Raw genomic sequence first — 17,022 nt, 5'->3', positions numbered from 1 at the left:
GCCCTTAACCGCATTAGCTAAATTTTAGAGAGAGACAAAAACACAATCATTAAGATTTTACTCAAGCATTCCAATAGCGGTTTCACGTCGTTCATGAGGTGATAACACTCGCTCAAGGAGGTTTTATGCTCAGATGGATTCTGCTCAAAGTTCAACATATCAACGGCATTCTCGCGCCTCACATCAAAGCAACATTTAGTTTTTTTTCGGCTGTTCTTAAGCCACGAGACGGTAGCATAAGTATTCGACACACGCTCGCTGGTGTTACTCCTGCTGATTTTATTCCCAAGTTCACCCATAAAAAGGATGCCCTGTTATGCCGTTAACGATTTGGTATTTTGCAATCGCAGCCTTGGCATTGCTTTTAGGTATTTATTTACCTGATTTATTGCTTTGGCTGTGGCCACTATTGCTGTGGTTCAGTTTGGCGTTTGCTCTAGTGGCGGGCGCTTATCTGCTGCACCGTCCGGCAATTTTCCGTAAACGTGGCGATGGTCGCATCAACCGCTGGATGCGTTGGTTGCTGATGCCGTTTCTGCTCAGCGTGACGCTGTATAACAATATCGCCCGTAAGCGCGATACGGTGCCGCCGATCAGTAAAATCACCGACCATCTGTATCTTGGCAGCCGATTATTACCGAGCGATTTAGACGTGCTCAAACAACAGGGCATCAGTGCCATTTTGGATGTGACGGCGGAGTTTGATGCCATTGCGGCAGAAGCACTTGCCGCCGCGGGGATTAACTATCTCAACGTGCCGGTGTTGGATCATGATGTCCCCAGTCGCTTGGCTTTGCGGCGTGCGATGCAGTGGTTATCACGGCAACAACGATTGGGGCACAAAACATTGGTGCACTGTGCCCTTGGGCGTGGTCGTTCAGTGTTAATGTTGGCAGCTTGGCTGTTAAGCCAAGATCAAAGGCGGTCATTTACCACGGTAATCTCTGAAATTAAACGTCATCGCAGCAGTATCCGTTTAAACCGCCGACAACTGAGAATGCTAAAAACCCTTTGGCGTTCCGATGATTTTAAAGCCAAACAGCGCTTATGGTTAATTGTGAATCCGGTCAGTGGCGCGGGTAAGTGGCCAGCAAATCGCGACACCATTGAGCAGCGGTTAGCTGAATTTTACGACGTGAGCGTGTTAGAAACGTCAGCTGAGATTTCTGCCCGTAAATTAGCTCAGCAGGCACTACAACAGGGTGCTGACGTAATTGTTGCTGGTGGTGGTGATGGCACGGTGACCGAAGTGGCTTCAGTGCTGGTGGGCTCGCAAATGCCATTGGGGATTTTGCCGCTGGGCACGACTAATGCCTTGAGTCATGTGTTGTGGGGCATTAGTGCCAAATTAGATCCGATCAATTCCGCGCTCGATAACATCATCAGTGGGGAGCAGCAGCGGATTGATACTGCGAAATGTAACGGTAAAACCACGCTGCTGTTGGTGGGTGTCGGCTTTGAGGCGCAAATGATCAAAGAGGCAGACCGAGAACAGAAAAACCAACATGGGGAATTGGCCTATCTGCAAGGGTTTTGGAACTCCATTTGCCAAAATCAGCAACTGCGGTTGCGGGTAAGGGCAGATAATCATCGGCCAATCCAATTGACTACGGGCTCATTGACTGTGGCTAATGGCGCACCGAATACCACCATTTTGGCGCAAGGGGGCGGTTTTACCGATCTTCGCGATGGCTTTTTGGATGTCACTTGGCTAACCCCGCATGATGATTGGGGCGATCGATTGTTTACCCTAGCGGAGTTGACCTTTAACGGTTTGACTGGCACTGGCATGGATATACATGCCCACCATCTGCGGGTGAAGCGTTTGCGGATTGAGGCATCAAAACCACTCGATTATGTGATTGATGGTGAAACTGGCCGCGCCAGAAAGCTCGATATTCGGGTACGGCCGGCATCACTTAACGTGCTATTACCGGCACCGTCTCACCGTGAGCGTTAGCCTTGTTGTTCGCTGGCAATAATGGTTTCAATGCGATGCGGGTGCACCTTGATGCAGACATCGCCTTTTTTGAAGGCAATCGTTGGGTTTGCTAAACGTTCAGCCGCAGAGGATGGTGAGCTGGCTTTGAACTTAATCTCGGTTTGATCCGCAAACACGTTGTGCAGTTTGGGCGAGAGTTGTAGCAGCTGTGCGGTTAACTGCTCGCAATTTTGCGCAGCTTGCGGCAAGACCAGTTCAATATGCTCCCAGCCTTCTTGCGGATAAGGTTTGCTAGGAAAGGGCAGCTCGACACAGGCAATCTCAAATGCGCCCAACTGAATGGGCGTATTCAACGCAATGATCAAAATAGGCCGACCATTGATGATGTTGTTTGAAATCACTGTACCTTGTTCGGCAAAGGCTTGGCTCAGCGCCTCGGCCGTTTCATTGCTGTTCACTCGTAATGCAATGTGATCGGCTTCTGTGAGCAATTGCAGCCCAAGTTCATCAATCAATGCCTGAATCTCGGTAGCAAAATTGGCCAATGATGCCATTAATTGTGAATAGCTCAGCATGGTCATCTCTTATGGCCAGATTTCAATCGGCGTGCCTGAGTCTACCAATTGCCAGATTTCGTCCATCTGCTTATTGGTGACGGCGATACAGCCATTGGTCCAGTTATATTGCTGAGCTTCTTCTGGCGATAACTCAGAGTGCGGATTTTCACCATGGATCATGATTTGGCCACCCGGATTTATCCCCAATGCGTGGGCACGGAATTTGTCATCGTCATTGGGGTAAGAGATATGGATTGAGCGGTAATAGGCGCTGTCGGCTTTTTTATAGTCGAGAATATAACGGCCTTGGGGCGTACGTTGGTCGCCTTCGCGTAACTTGTGACCTTTGGGGTTATCGCCCATAGCAATGCGATATTGTTTAAGGATTTTACCCTGAGACATAACTTGCATCAGAGATTTGGATTTTTTTATCACCACCAAATCGGCTTGTTGACTTGCGAGGGCGGTGCCTGCAAACCCAAACAAAAATACGGTGGTAATCAGCGACTTTATCGACAACATAGATGAGTAATTTTTCAGTATTGCCACAACAAAGCGCATCATAACCAATCCGCGTTGGGGATAGAAGACCTCAGGTGATGCTGTATGATTGTGCCTTCAAAAAAAATTGACTTAATTTAGTTGTTGCTTCAAAAAACGGCGTATGTCGGTGTAACAGGGATATAAAAATATGAACAAAGGGTTGGCTGATAAGGCTGATGATTCTCCACTAAAAAAGAAGCTACGCGAAGTTATCTTTGGCACCGAAACGCCCGCTGGACGTTGGTTTGATTTAGCCTTAATTGCATGCATCGTGTTGAGTGTGGCCTTGGTGTATGTCGATACTGTCGCCAGTATCCATCAGCAATATGGCGAGTTGATTTATCTGCTGGAATGGCTCTTTACCCTGATATTTACCGTGGAATATGGCCTGCGACTTTATTGCTCAACCAATCCGCTGCGCTATAGCTTGAGTTTTTACGGCATTGTCGATTTGCTGAGTATCTTGCCTAGTTTTCTGGCGCTGTTCTTCCCCGGTGCCAATATGACCTTGGTAATCCGCGTACTGCGTTTGTTCCGCATCTTTAGGGTACTGAAATTGCTGCGCTATCTGAGCGAAGGCAATATGTTGCTGCGGGCAATGCTGCAGTCGTCCCGAAAAGTGTTTATCTTCTTTTTCTCGGTCAGTTTAATCATCATGGTATTAAGTGCAGTGATGTATGTGATTGAGGGGCCAGAAAATGGTTTTAGCTCGATTCCTAAGTCGGTGTATTGGACCATTGTGACGATTACCACGGTGGGCTACGGCGATATTACCCCTCACACCAGTTTAGGGCAGGCAATTGCTGCGCTTACCATGCTGCTAGGTTACTCGATTATTGCCATTCCAACCGGCATTTTGACCGCTGAAATTGGACAAGAGATCAGTCGCCATCGCGATTTACGTCGTTGTGCAAATTGTCTTAAAAAGGGGCATGAGATCAACGCGTTGTATTGCGACCGTTGTGGTAGCGAATTAGAAGCACCACTGTCAGAGAGCAAGTCGTCATGAGCCAACCTACTCGCACTGCTAAGTTTGTTGATGGCAGTATTTTACGCCACATTTTGGTGATGAGTTCGACCGCCGCGATGGGGATTTCGGCGGTGTTTCTTGTTGACCTTGTCGATATGTTTTTCCTCAGTTTTTTAAATGATGTGCGCATCGTGTCTGGGGTTGGATTTGCCACCACCATTTCATTTTTTACAATCTCCATCGGCATCGGGCTGTCGATCGCGCTTGGCGCTTTGATGTCGCGAGCGGTGGGGGCGCATGACTGGACGCGGGCCAAGCGGGTGTTGGTCAACAGCAGCTTAGTCACTCTAGTGGTTGCTGTGGTGATGGCCACAATGGTGCTTAGTCTCGTTACGCCCTTGTTAGCCTTGATTGGTGCCTCGGGGCAAACCGCGGAATATGCCGCCAGCTATCTGCACATTTTAGTGCCGTCGATGCCGATTATTTGCCTCAACATGTCGCTTAGCAGTGCTTTACGGGCGGTGGGCGACGCCAAAATGGCAATGTATTCCACCTTGGTGGGCGCTTTGGTTAATCTGGTGTTTGACCCGCTTTTAATCTTTGGCGTAGGGCTGGGGATTGAAGGGGCGGCGATAGCCTCGGTTTTGGCGCGCTTCGGTGCTATTTGCCTGTCGGCATATGCAATTTTCTACAAGCATAAGTTATGGATGCCATTTAATTTTGTCGATTTCAAACAAGATTTACGGCCGATTTTAGCCATTGCGACCCCAGCGATGTTAACTAACTTTGCTACGCCGTTTGGCAATGCGTTTGTGACCAAGTCGATCGCTAATTTTGGTGACAGCTTTGTGGCCGGCTTCGCCATTATTGGCCGAATTACCCCGGTCGCCTTTGGGATGATTTTTGCCTTGTCGGGTGCGGTTGGCCCGATTATTGGGCAAAACTATGGTGCAGGCATGATCGGGCGCTTACGTGAGTCATTAACTAAGGCGCTACAGTTTTGCACCGCCTATGTGTTGTTGGTATCTGCACTGCTATTTCTTATTCAAGATTATCTGGTTGAAGTGTTTGATATGCAGGGCGATGCCGCAGCGCTGATTCACTTTTTCTGTACCTCGTTGGCGGTATTTTTTGCCTTCAACGGCGCCTTATTTGTGGCCAATGCCACCTTTAATAATCTGGGTAAACCGCGATTGTCGATGTATTTCAATATTGGCAAGGCCACTTTAGGCACCATCCCGTTTGTATTGGTGGGGGCGCAGCTCAGTGGAGTATTTGGCGTGTTAGTGGGGCAGGCGATTGGTTCAGTGTTATTTGCGTTGATAGGCGTATTTACTGCGTATCGGCTGGTGAATCGATTACAAGGCTGATGGGGTTGCGCTGTCCATTATGATTCGGTAGAAAATAGTTCCCCCATAAAGAAACAACAAATAATTAAAACAAAAGGTTGGCAAATGAAAAACAGCAAAAATATCGCGTTGGCGGTGAGTGTGGTGCTGGCAAGTACTGTGATGAGCTTGAATCTGGCATCCGCTGCCACTGAAGCGCCTGCAATTACTCCCAAAGTGTTGATTGTCACTATGTTCGGTGAAGAAGCTGCGCCTTGGCAACAGCAGGCAAATTTGAGCCAGCGTTATCCATTGGCAGGCTTAAGCGCTAAATATCCTGAATTAAAATGCAATACCAAAGGTGTCTGCATGGTGACGACTGATATGGGTTACGCCAATGCGGCCACTACGCTGACTGCATTAGCGTTTAATCCACAGGTTGATCTGCGCCAGAGTTATATCATCATCGCTGGCATTGGCGGGGTAAATCCTGAATATGGCACGCTAGGTTCTGCCCATTGGGCGCAGTATGCGGTAGATGGTGGTTTGGTTCATCGAATGGATGCGCGCCAAATGCCCGCAGGTTGGCCACATGGATTGTTTGCCTTGGGTGCGACTCAGCCCGGTGAAGCGCCAAAATGGCGCGCGGGAACAGAAGTATTTCAGCTGAACGCAACATTGGTGGACAAGGCTTATCAATTGACCAAAAATGTAGCGTTGTTTGACTCTAAAGAAGCTGCGGCAGATCGCCGTATCTACCCGCAAGGCTCAGTTGCAGCAGGCGCGCCGTTTGTGTCGGTGTGTGACACTGTCTCGGCGGACACCTTCTGGGTCGGCAGTGCTATCGCCAAGGCTATGGAACAACATGCAGCGGTACTGACTGATGGCAAAGCCAAAATCTGTACTACTCAGATGGAAGATAACGCCAGTTTAGCTGCGTTAAAGCGTGGTAGTGATGCTGGGAAATTGAATTTTAGCCGTGTGTTAGTGCTGCGGACGGGGTCTGACTTTGACCAAGAGGGTCCAGGACAAACCGCTGCAGATGCCTTAGCGGCGAACGGCAGCGGTTATCAACCTGCGATGATTAACGCCTATCGAGTGGCCAACGCCTTAACTGACGAAATTATTCACCATTGGCCGCAGTGGCAGTTAGCAAATTAATCGTTTTCAGCTGTTTTGTTCGGCGGCGTCGTTGCTAAGTGAGCGATGCGGTTTGCAATACTGCGCCGCATCTGCTCCACCAGTACCAGCGCACTGTCAAACTCATAGCTACTCACTCTGCCCGCAAGCATCACGCTGAGTTCTCTATTGGCTAATTCAAAGCTCTGCTTGTATTGTGAAAAATAGTACTCAGAGGCTAAGTCGTAGTCCTGTAATAGCGAAGCTAATATGGTGAGCTTTTCATTAATATCCTGTAACTCTTCCACGCTGCATTGGCGCAGATGACGCAGTTGGGGTTGCCTCTCGTTGAGTTCACTGATTCGGTTTTCGGCAATGGCGTTATTGTCAATGGGGAGCGTCAGATCAAACCAGAAGGTGCTGCCTTTTCCGAGTTCACTGTGAACGCCAATCTCGCCGTCCATCAAGTCAATTATGTGTTTTGAAATCGTTAAGCCTAAGCCTGTGCCACCGTATTTGCGGGTGATTGAACTGTCTGCCTGTTGGAATGAGTCAAAAATTCGCGCTTGCTGCTCTTCAGTTAAGCCAATGCCCGTGTCTTCTACACTAAAATGCAGTTTAACGTGGTGATTGCTGGTTTCGTATTGACGAACACGAATGGTGATATCGCCATGTTCGGTAAACTTGATTGCATTGCTGACAAAGTTGAGCAGTACTTGTTTGACCCGCAGCGGATCGCCGACGACTTTGGGCAGCAGTTCATCCATTCGCAGATGCAATCTTACCCCATGATGGCTGGCTTTATATTCAAACAAATCTCGCACGTCATGCACAATTGGATTGATATCGAACGGAATTTTTTCAATTTCAACTTTGCCTGCATCAATTTTAGCCAGATCTAAAATGTCGTTAATTAGCGATAACAAATGACGCCCAGATTTGTCGATTTTGAGCAGATTACTGCGCTGCTCAAAGTCTAAATTGGAGTTCATTAGCACATGGGTTAACCCCAAGATGGAATTCATCGGAGTGCGGATTTCATGGCTGATGTTGGAGATAAACTGACTTTTAGCCACGTTGGCGTTTTCGGCTTGGAGTTTGGCGTCTTTGAGCGCACTAGTGAGTTTATCCAGTTTATTGCCCATGTGGTGAATGGCTTCTGCCGTTTCATCAATCTCTTGCAACTGAAAGTGTTCATGACTGACATCAAAGTCGCCGTCACTGACCTTGTCCACCATGTGGCGCATTTGCGACAGTGGTTCGGCAATGGCGCGGCTCATTCGTTTCGACGAGACCCAAATAAACACTAAAAATAGCGAATAGAAGCCGACCAAACCGCCAATCAATAAATAGCCGATGTGCTGGTATTTGTTTTCCAGTGCCCGCGATTCGGCATACATCTTGTTTTCATCCACGATGTTGAGCAGTAACCATTGGGTTTGCGGGATCAGTGACCATGCCACTAGCTTATTTTCGCCATGCAGCACGGTCTGCATAATTCCTTGCGGACTTTGTTTGAGCATTTCACTTAAGGCGGCGGTGTCGGCGCGTTTGTTTAAGTTGAAGGCGTCGGGCTTAAATACTTCTTTGCTGATCGCTTGTTGATAGTTGAACTCTGTTAGTTCCTTTAATCCGAAATCTTGTTCGCCTTGTGGCGGCAAGGCCATGATAGAGCCGTTGTCACTGGCCAATACCGCATAGCCATCCCACGGGATATTTAACTGCTGAATGTTTTGCACAATCGAGCTAACCGTTAAATCCAGCCCCACGACGCCTTCTAAAAAATCGCCGTTATAGACTGGCGCGATGGCAGATGCCATCCAACCTTGACCGGCGGGGTCGATATACACATCGGTCCATACAACCTCTTTAGTTGGATTGTGTTTGGCGTCCGCGAGATAGTAAAAGTTGAACTCGGGAATGTTCATGTCGGACGGAAATTGCACGTTTGACTGTAACCAAGGATAGATGCGGTTATAGGAGTCCCAACTATTGAAATAGATGGCGGCAACCATTGGATTACTTTGTTGCAGCTGTTTCATCAGCGGATCGAGTTGCGCCAAAGAATAGACTTTGCGAAGGTCTTTATCGCGGGTAATCGCTGAGTAGTATGAAGCGGCACCGCCAAGATCTTGCTTACTGTAAACTACGCCGCTGTCCCCGAGCCCTAAATTTGCCTGTTCAGCGGCATTTTCGGTTAACGGATTTTGCAGTATGCGAGTGGCCTCGGCACGATAGATTTGGGTAATTTTACTGATGTTTTCTAGCTGCTCGCCGATGATCTTAGCTTCGCGTGCAGAGGATATTTGCAGCTCTTTATTCACTTGCCGATAGATGTAGTGCATGTTATCGCTGCTAATAAAATGATTACTCAGCAAATAAATGGCGATCAGCAACGATTCCACTAAAATCAGCGGAACAATGCCGGTTTTTACCATTGAACGCCAAACCCATGCTTGGGTGCTAATATTTTGTGTCATCTAACATCCATCAGGCTAACTAAATTCCATATCAATTGTGATAGCGTTGCGCTATTTCCCATAACTCATCTGTAATGTCTAAAAAGGCGTCAATGATGTCTGGGTCGAAGTGAGTTCCTTTTCCATCGACAATCATATTCACCGCGTCTTGGTGGGTAAATGCTTCTTTATAAACGCGGCGATTAATAAGTGCATCATAAACATCGGCAACGGCCATCAGACGTGCTGATAATGGAATATCTCGCCCCGATAAGCCTTTAGGGTAACCATTTCCGTCCCAGTGTTCATGGTGATAATACGCTATCTCTTTGGCATATTTAAGAAAGTCCATCGTCTTGCCGGTCACAACTTCGGCCTTTTGAATCGCTACATAACCTATGGTGGTGTGGTTTTTCATGATGGTAAATTCTTCGGGGGTTAGTTTGCCTTTTTTTAACAGGATAGTATCTGAGATGCCAATTTTACCTATGTCATGCAGTGGCGCAGATTTGAAAAGCAGGTCGATCATGGTGTCATCAATTTCGTCCTGATAAAGCGGGTTTAAGCGCAACTGCTGCGCAAGACACTTTATATAATGTTGGGTGCGGCAGATATGACTACCAGTTTCGTTATCGCGGGTTTCTGCTAACGACACCATGGCATAAAAAGTAATATCTTGAATAGATTGTAGTTCTTCGCGCTGTTTGAGTGCCTCTCGAGTGCGGCGTTCAACTTCTTTGCCTAAGGATTGATTTTCGCCTCGTAGCAGATCATTGGCCAATTTCAGGGCAATATGCGTTTTCACCCGACACTTTACGATATCGGGGTTTATTGGTTTGGTGATGTAGTCGACCGCGCCTAATTGCAATCCGCGTGATTCATCAATCTTCTCTGCTTTGGCGGTCAGAAAAATAATGGGAATACCGCGGGTATGTGGGTTTTGTTTTAAACGCCGACAGACCTCATAACCATCCATTTCGGGCATCATAATGTCTAAAAGAATGAGATCTGGCAGACTATTCTCTGCAATATCTATCCCCCGAATGCCGCAATTTGCGCCTTTGACTTTGTATTCATCTTTAAAGAGCTGGTACATCAGGGTCAGATTTTCTGGAATATCATCGATGACCAATAGTGTAGGGGGATTATTTGTTGAGGTTTGTTCCATCCAAAAGCTCCAAAATGCGTACTCTTTAAAGCTTAGACGGAATTATAACAGAGGGTGAAGTGCGACCTTGGTAGTAGCAAGAAATTGTTAGCTTTTTTCTTGCGGAGCCTACGAGACTGGCAGCTAATCACTGCCAGCAGAGCAGCATTAAGATGTGGCGAAGAGGGTATTTTCCAGTGAACGACCGTTGAGTAATAAGCGGTAATGCCAGCCGTGTTGTTTACACAAATTGAGCAAGGCGATATCTAACGCAGTTGCAGACGGAAGATATTCAATTACAAAGGTATGTTGGCTGGCAATGTTCACTTTTTGCACCCCTTCAAGGCTGGCGATCGCCTGCTGCACGCGCGCATCATCTGCTTGTTGCAGTTGCAAGGTGTAATAGTGGCTAATACTGTTGACTTCACCCAATGAAACCTGTTGTTTAAGTTGTCCCTGTTCTAAATACACTACCCGATCACACAAACGTTCAAGCTCATCAAGATTATGCGAACTCACGACAAAGGTGGTGTCGTTGGCTTGTTGACTAATGATCTCGCGAATGATGCGGGCGTTAGCAGGATCAATCCCCGCGGTGGGTTCATCTAGCAAAATAAGCTTGGGGCTGCCAATAAAGGCTTGGGCAATAGCAACGCGCTTGCTCATGCCGTGACTGAGAGCGGATGGCTTATATTGCTGAGCATCACTGAGTTGTACCAGCGATAGTACTCGCTCTGCTTCTCGTTTTGCCGCTTTGGGAGACATGCCTCTTAGTTCGGCAAATAGGGTTAACTGCTGCAACAAACTGAAATCAGGGTCCAATTGTGCATCTTGCGGCAGTGCGCCAATTTGGTTGCGCAGTTCTTTGTCACCCGGCAGCATTCCCAATATTTCGATGCTACCTGCAGAGGGATGAATGTAGCCCAACAACAGACTAAATAGGGTCGTTTTGCCCGCGCCATTTGGGCCCACTAATGCAATGGGCCGGCCAGCGGCTAAATCTAACTCGATATTATCGAGTGCAAGTTTGCTGCCGTAACGACGGCTAAGCTGGTGGCACTTAATTAGACTCATACATCACTCCGTCTAAATGCGTAATATCCTAAGCCTAAAAACAGCACACTTTGGCCGAGTGGCAGTAGTAGGTGCTGAATGGCTTGCGCGGGTGTGCTGCGATAAAAGTCTTCAGAAAATGCACCCGGTAGGAGGTAATTAAGGTTAGTGAGCGGGGTGAACAGCATATTGGCTGCCCAAATTACGATAGTGAGCAGGGTAAAATATAATACAGCGTAGATAATGGCTTGTTTGCTGTTGGCGGCAATCACCGACAGCAATGACATCAAGGCGATGTAGGGCAGAATAATCGCCATAATCACCAACCACATCAATAAGCCACCTAAGACAGCATCGGAGGCTAATTGCGGAGCTCGGACTAGTGCCATCACCATAGTGATCAGCACCGTGGCTGCAGTCAACAACGCCATCACCAGTAAGGCGCCAGCAAAGCGGCCAAAAAAAAGTGAGGTGCGGCTGCAATGCAAACTCAAAAACCGAAAAGTACCGCGTTGAATATCATCAGCAAATTGCCCTGCAGATAACATAGTTGCGAACATGGGATGCAACATAATCGCAAACACCCAATACACGGCATATTCCGCGACTGGCCATTTAAACAAGTTACTGAATGCACCGTCACCAAACAGCCCCATTACCATGTCGTACGCTTGCGGTTGTTGCATCATGTTGACCGCATCGCGGATAACAAACAGCAGTAACAGCAACCAAAGTAGTACGTACGCGGCTAAGGTCATTAAGCCTTTGGTTTGACTTAACAAACGGCGGACCTCAACGGCGGCTATCAGGCGAATCTGGCGTACCGCTGAACTACTTATTTCCGTTGTCGTGTTCATGGGGTTCCTGTGGATGGATGGCTGAAATAGTGTGTTATTAATCAAGTAGTTGGGCAAGTTGTTGTTGCAGCGCTTCCACTTGTTGCTCAAGTTCGGTGACACGTTGCTCTAACGAGCTACGAGGGCTTTGGCTGCTGATGGCGATCGGCTCATTCGCTATTTGCGCCTCATCCACATCGGTAAAGGTTTGTGCGAAACGAATCTCACGTTTACCCGGCTCTTTGGCGAGCTGCACTAACCAAGATTTTTGTTGCATCTGTTGTAGCGTGCTTTCGACTCGCAGCAGGTCGTTAAATTCATATAGGCGCTGACAGCGGGTACGCAGTTCGCCCGCGGTTTGTGGGCCGCGCAACAGTAACACGCAGACAATGGCGCGTTCGGCATCGCTGAACTGTAAGTCGGAAAACTCGGTATTGCAGAATCTATGTTGATATTTGCTGACGCGGCTACCAAAACCACTGGCTTCAGTCACTAAACGCTGCTGTTGCAGGCGGCTCAAGGTATCAAGCACCTCAGCTTCACTGAGATCCATTACGGGTTCTCGGCTGGTTTTTTGATTACAGGCGAGTGTCAAGGCGTTTACGGATAGCGGATATTGATCTGGGGTGGTGGTTTCTTTTTCTAGTAAGCAGCCGATTACGCGGGCTTCCAGTGCATCTAATTTCATCGCTGAGTTTTCTCCTTAAATCGGCGTAATGGGCGTTGCTGATGACGTGCAACACCCGCTGCATAGATTATTCGGCAGTGCGAATACCCTCATCACTAATCTCAATTTTGCCCGCTTTGTAAAGTCCGCCAATCGCTTTCTTAAAGGCCTTTTTGCTCATACCAAGTTCTGCGTAAATAACCTCTGGTGAAGTTTTATCACTAAATGGCAGGAAGCCGGCGGCCTGATTCAAGCGTTTCAAAATCTGTTGCGATTGGGCGTCTAATGCTTCACGGTCATGCTTTTGCAGCACAATATCAAGTTTGCCATCAGCTCGTACCTGCTTGATAAACGCTGTCAGCGCTTGGCCATAACGTACATTTCTAAACAGGTCGCTTTGGTGGATCACGCCCCAGTGCTGTTGGTTAACAATCACTTTTTGGCCCAAGTCTGACTTGCCCGCGACGATAATGTTGACTTGTTCACCGTTACGGTAGTTGGCAGGGGTTTTATCGATAAATTTGTCGATTTTAGCGGAGGCGACGATACGTTCGTCCGCACGATTCACATGGACATAGACTAAATAGCTGCGGCCTTCCTCTGCTTGTTGGCGTTGTTCAGAAAAAGGCAGTAACAGATCTTTATCTAAGCCCCAATCGAGAAAGGCACCGTAACGTCCTGTGGCAACTGTTTTGAGATAGGCAAACTCACCGACCTGAGCCAAAGGCTTGCGGGTGGTGGCAATTGGTGTGTCTTCAGAATCAAGGTAAATAAATACCTCGATTTCATCGCCGATTTCACATTGTTCTGGCACGTATTTACGCGGTAACAACACCTGACCAAAGGCATCAGCGTTGAGGTAAACCCCAAATTCAACGTGCTTAACAACAGGTAAGTGGCAGGTTTTTCCCAGTTCGACCATAAGGATCTCAAAATTTGCTGCAGAAGTTGAACTTGATTATACAGCAATGCAGCCGCGAGGGCAGGCACTCATCTGGGTAGTTTTTACGCGGTTAAAACCCTTTGTTACTAAATTTGATCCGTCACTGTTATCAACTCAGCTTTTTTTGATTAACACAATGAATTTTTGTACTATTTCGCTCGAAATTAGCGCAGGCTTTTTCGAGATTGTGGCGTGATGAAGTAAAAGCGGAATAATCGAGACGATTGATGCTTGCAATCTGGACGGTAGCAAGGTTTAATTGCGCCGTTTTATGGGAGTGTCGGTGTCTGGCCAACACTTGGGCTTATTGGGTTTTATGGTTTATGAGTCATTAACCGCTGTTGCGCATATATCAACGCGGGGTTAAGAGGGTCTTTAGCTAATGCACAACCATTTATTTGTTGCACTTTACCGTAAAGTGCCAGAAGACCTGGTAGCTGTCGGCTGTCATTACGATGATATTCGCTTGAAGCACCTCACGCTTATCCGCATCAATTCTGGCCGTGAAGAGGCCAATAATACCCACTGATGAGTGTCGCCGCTGCGACGGTCGCCCCCGGTCTTTCTGGATGAAAGCAACTGGGGTTTGAGCATTTTCTTTTTTATCCCGTTTTCGGACCGGTACATGCAAAACAAAGCGCTTTATTATGAAACACTGCATCAAGGCTACGGTCAGTACTTTGAAGTTGAAAACATACTGTTTGAACAGCGAACAGAACAGTGGCATCTGAGTATTTTTGAAACCCAAGCCTTAGGCAAGGTGATGGCGCTGAACGGCGCAATTCAAACGACTGAGCGGGATGAGTTTATCTATCATGAAATGCTGACTCACGTGCCGTTATTGGCCCATGGCAGTGCCAAGCGCGTGTTGATTATCGGCGGCGGTGATGGTGGCATTTTGCGCGAAGTAGTGAAGCACTCAAGTGTTGAAGCCATTACCATGGTGGAGATTGACGCTGCGGTAGTGGAGATGTGTAAAAGCTATTTTCCAGCACACTCAAATGGAGCCTACGACGATCCTCGCCTAAATTTGGTGATTAACGACGGTTTGGAGTACGTTCGTACAGCGACAGAAAAATTTGATGTGATTATTTCGGACTGCACAGATCCGGTGGGACCAGGCGAGGTACTGTTCAGTTCAGAATTTTATGAGCACTGTAAACGTTTGCTGAATGACAACGGCATTTTTGTAGCGCAAAACGGTGTGCCGTTTCTGCAGCAAGATGAAATCAGTAATACCGTGCGGCGCATGCATTCTTACGTCAACGATTGCACCTTCTACCAAGCGGCAGTGCCCACCTATATCGGCGGTTGTATGACCTTTGTCTGGGCAACAGATGATGTTGACGCAAAACAGCTGCCGGTAGCTGAGATTACGACACGATTTAAACGGGCAGGGCTGGTGACCCGTTATTATACGCCAGCTTTACATCAGGCCAGTTTTGCACTGCCTGCTTACGTTCAACAACTGGTAGCGTCAGCACTGACGATTACCAAATAACCACTATCACAGGCTGAATATAATGAGTGATTGGTCGATTGATGATGCCCGTACCGGATATAACGTTGCGTACTGGAGTCAGGGATTTTATGGGGTTAACGATGAAGGTGAAGTGACAGTTTCGCCTGAACCAGCAAATTCCAACAGCCGGATCAGCTTAAACGAGCTGGCCAAAGATATGGTGAAAGCTGGCGTGAGCATGCCAGTGTTGGTGCGTTTTCCGCAGATCTTGTGTCAACGCGTAGACAACTTGTGTCAGGCGTTTAACCAAGCGATTGAGCGTTATGACTATGGCTCAGACTATCTGTTGGTTTATCCAATTAAAGTGAACCAGCAGCAGTCTGTTGTTGAAGAGATCATTGCCAGCCAAAAGAGCAAAGTGGTGTCTCAGTTAGGCCTAGAAGCCGGCAGTAAGCCAGAGTTGATGGCGGTACTGGCGATGGCGCAAAAAGCCAGCTCTGTGATTGTGTGTAATGGCTACAAAGATAAAGAATACATTCGCTTGGCGCTGATTGGCGAAAAGCTCGGCCATAAAGTGTATATCGTGCTCGAGAAGATGTCTGAGCTGAAGATTGTACTGCGTGAAGCAAAAGAGCTGGGCGTGACCCCTCGTCTTGGTCTGCGTGCGCGTTTGGCATTCCAAGGCAAAGGCAAATGGCAAGCCAGCGGTGGCGAGAAGTCAAAATTCGGTCTGTCTGCGGCGCAAGTGTTAAAAGTGATCGATGAGCTGAAAGAAAACGATATGCTCGAATCACTGCAACTGCTGCACTTCCATTTGGGATCGCAAATTGCCAACATCCGCGATATTCGCCATGGTGTCGGTGAAGCGGCACGTTTCTATTGCGAACTGCGTAAGCTGGGGGCGCAAATTAACTGCTTTGACGTTGGTGGTGGTTTGGCGGTGGATTACGACGGTACTCGTAGCCAAAGTAATAACTCAATGAACTATGGTTTGACTGAGTACGCCAACAACATCGTCAGTACCTTGGCTGACGTGTGTGCGGAATACGAACAGCCTGTACCTCGGTTGATTTCCGAATCTGGTCGTTACTTAACCGCCCACCACGCCGTATTGATTGCCGACGTGATTGGTACTGAAGCTTATGCGCCAGAAGTGATCACTGAGCCAGAAGAAGATGCGCCACAACTGCTGCACAACATGTGGCAATCTTGGACTGACATTCGTGAACGTGGCGATAGCCGTGCATTGATTGAGATCTTCCACGACTCGCAGTCTGACTTGGCAGAAGCACATTCATTGTTCGCCTTAGGGCAATTAAGCCTTGAGCAGCGCGCATGGGCGGAACAGACCAACCTGCGTGTTTGCCATGAGCTGCAAGGGATGATGAGCCCTAAGAATCGCTACCATCGCCCAATTATTGATGAGCTGAACGAAAAGCTGGCGGATAAGTTCTTCGTTAACTTCTCATTGTTCCAGTCGTTGCCTGATGCTTGGGGTATTGATCAAGTCTTCCCGGTACTGCCTCTCAGTGGTTTGGACAAGGCGCCAGAGCGCCGTGCCGTGATGCTGGACATTACCTGTGACTCCGACGGTACTATCGATCAGTACGTAGATGGTCAAGGGATTGAAACAACACTGCCAGTGCCTGCATGGAGCGCTGAAAGCCCGTATTTGCTGGGCTTCTTCTTGGTGGGGGCGTACCAAGAGATTTTGGGTGACCTTCATAACTTGTTTGGCGATACCAACTCAGCAGTGGTGCGCGTAGATGAAAACGGTTTGCCAAATATCGAAACGGTATTCGCCGGCGATACCGTAGCTGACGTGTTACGTTACGTGAACTTAGATGCCGTGTCGTTTATGCGCACATACGAAGAATTGGTGAATACCCATATTGAAGAAGATGAACGCGCTTCAATCTTAGAAGAATTACATCTCGGTATTAAGGGTTACACCTACTTGGAAGACTTTGCTTGATAGCGTGAATTTGGTTTAGAG

The 17,022-nt window shown here is 47.8% G+C and carries 16 protein-coding genes; 8 read left to right on the top strand and 8 right to left on the bottom strand.

Features of this window, described 5'->3' with window-relative positions; genetic code table 11:
* Window positions 1-125: 125 nt before the first annotated feature.
* A complete protein-coding gene (locus JYB87_RS09850; protein WP_207353338.1) occupies window positions 126-326 on the top strand; it encodes a hypothetical protein in 201 nt (66 codons plus the stop codon).
* The gene (locus JYB87_RS09845; RefSeq protein ID WP_207353337.1) at window positions 317-1,960 is read left to right on the top strand and encodes a diacylglycerol kinase family protein; all 1,644 of its coding nucleotides are present in this window, start codon (window positions 317-319) and stop codon (window positions 1,958-1,960) included. The genes JYB87_RS09850 and JYB87_RS09845 overlap by 10 nt, the downstream gene beginning before the upstream one ends.
* Here the strand turns inward: JYB87_RS09845 and JYB87_RS09840 are convergent.
* Complete coding sequence (locus JYB87_RS09840; protein ID WP_407695810.1) at window positions 1,957-2,517, bottom strand: VOC family protein; 561 nt, start codon at window positions 2,515-2,517, stop codon at window positions 1,957-1,959. The genes JYB87_RS09845 and JYB87_RS09840 overlap by 4 nt on opposite strands.
* 9 nt (window positions 2,518-2,526) lie before the next feature.
* On the bottom strand, window positions 2,527-3,060 hold the full coding sequence (locus JYB87_RS09835) for a L,D-transpeptidase family protein (RefSeq protein WP_207356654.1): 534 nt from the start codon (window positions 3,058-3,060) through the stop codon (window positions 2,527-2,529).
* 130 nt (window positions 3,061-3,190) lie between these two features.
* On the opposite strand from JYB87_RS09835, the gene JYB87_RS09830 reads away from it, so the two are divergent.
* The 3 genes from JYB87_RS09830 to JYB87_RS09820 all read left to right on the top strand — a co-directional run bounded on the left by JYB87_RS09830 (window position 3,191) and on the right by JYB87_RS09820 (window position 6,501).
* Window positions 3,191-4,051 carry an ion transporter gene (locus tag JYB87_RS09830; protein WP_207353335.1) on the top strand — a complete coding sequence of 287 codons (861 nt, stop codon included), beginning with the start codon at window positions 3,191-3,193 and terminating at the stop codon, window positions 4,049-4,051.
* Entirely contained in the window at window positions 4,048-5,382 is a 1,335-nt protein-coding gene (locus JYB87_RS09825) for an MATE family efflux transporter (RefSeq protein ID WP_207353334.1), read from the top strand. The genes JYB87_RS09830 and JYB87_RS09825 overlap by 4 nt, the downstream gene beginning before the upstream one ends.
* Before the next feature lie 84 nt (window positions 5,383-5,466).
* A complete protein-coding gene (locus JYB87_RS09820) occupies window positions 5,467-6,501 on the top strand; it encodes a purine-nucleoside phosphorylase (RefSeq protein ID WP_207353333.1) in 1,035 nt (344 codons plus the stop codon).
* Here the strand turns inward: JYB87_RS09820 and JYB87_RS09815 are convergent.
* From JYB87_RS09815 to JYB87_RS09790, 6 genes are all read right to left on the bottom strand, one after another.
* Window positions 6,498-8,939 carry an ATP-binding protein gene (locus tag JYB87_RS09815; protein ID WP_207353332.1) on the bottom strand — a complete coding sequence of 814 codons (2,442 nt, stop codon included), beginning with the start codon at window positions 8,937-8,939 and terminating at the stop codon, window positions 6,498-6,500. The two genes, JYB87_RS09820 and JYB87_RS09815, sit on opposite strands and share 4 nt — an antisense overlap.
* Before the next feature lie 31 nt (window positions 8,940-8,970).
* On the bottom strand, window positions 8,971-10,086 hold the full coding sequence (locus JYB87_RS09810; RefSeq protein ID WP_207353331.1) for a response regulator: 1,116 nt from the start codon (window positions 10,084-10,086) through the stop codon (window positions 8,971-8,973).
* Between the two features lie 147 nt (window positions 10,087-10,233).
* Window positions 10,234-11,139: an ABC transporter ATP-binding protein gene (locus JYB87_RS09805; protein WP_207353330.1), complete on the bottom strand. Its 906-nt coding sequence runs from the start codon at window positions 11,137-11,139 to the stop codon at window positions 10,234-10,236.
* The gene (locus JYB87_RS09800; RefSeq protein ID WP_207353329.1) at window positions 11,136-11,975 is read right to left on the bottom strand and encodes an ABC transporter permease subunit; all 840 of its coding nucleotides are present in this window, start codon (window positions 11,973-11,975) and stop codon (window positions 11,136-11,138) included. The genes JYB87_RS09805 and JYB87_RS09800 overlap by 4 nt, the downstream gene beginning before the upstream one ends.
* A 37-nt stretch (window positions 11,976-12,012) precedes the next feature.
* Window positions 12,013-12,642: a YceH family protein gene (locus JYB87_RS09795; protein ID WP_207353328.1), complete on the bottom strand. Its 630-nt coding sequence runs from the start codon at window positions 12,640-12,642 to the stop codon at window positions 12,013-12,015.
* A 67-nt stretch (window positions 12,643-12,709) separates the two neighbouring features.
* On the bottom strand, window positions 12,710-13,543 hold the full coding sequence (locus tag JYB87_RS09790) for a CvfB family protein (protein ID WP_207353327.1): 834 nt from the start codon (window positions 13,541-13,543) through the stop codon (window positions 12,710-12,712).
* A 403-nt stretch (window positions 13,544-13,946) separates the two neighbouring features.
* Between JYB87_RS09790 and JYB87_RS09785 the strand changes: the two genes are divergently transcribed.
* From JYB87_RS09785 to speA, 3 genes are all read left to right on the top strand, one after another.
* Window positions 13,947-14,093 (top strand): hypothetical protein, encoded by a 147-nt coding sequence (locus JYB87_RS09785; protein WP_207353326.1) that lies wholly within the window; start codon window positions 13,947-13,949, stop codon window positions 14,091-14,093.
* Between the two features lie 96 nt (window positions 14,094-14,189).
* Complete coding sequence (gene speE, locus JYB87_RS09780) at window positions 14,190-15,065, top strand: polyamine aminopropyltransferase (protein ID WP_207353325.1); 876 nt, start codon at window positions 14,190-14,192, stop codon at window positions 15,063-15,065.
* Window positions 15,066-15,087: 22 nt separating this feature from the next.
* On the top strand, window positions 15,088-17,001 hold the full coding sequence (gene speA, locus JYB87_RS09775; protein WP_207353324.1) for a biosynthetic arginine decarboxylase: 1,914 nt from the start codon (window positions 15,088-15,090) through the stop codon (window positions 16,999-17,001).
* Window positions 17,002-17,022 lie beyond the last annotated feature (21 nt).

Source organism: Shewanella avicenniae (genome assembly GCF_017354945.1).
Classification (GTDB): Bacteria; Pseudomonadota; Gammaproteobacteria; order Enterobacterales; family Shewanellaceae; genus Shewanella; species Shewanella avicenniae.
This window is presented reverse-complemented; position numbering and strand designations above follow the sequence as displayed.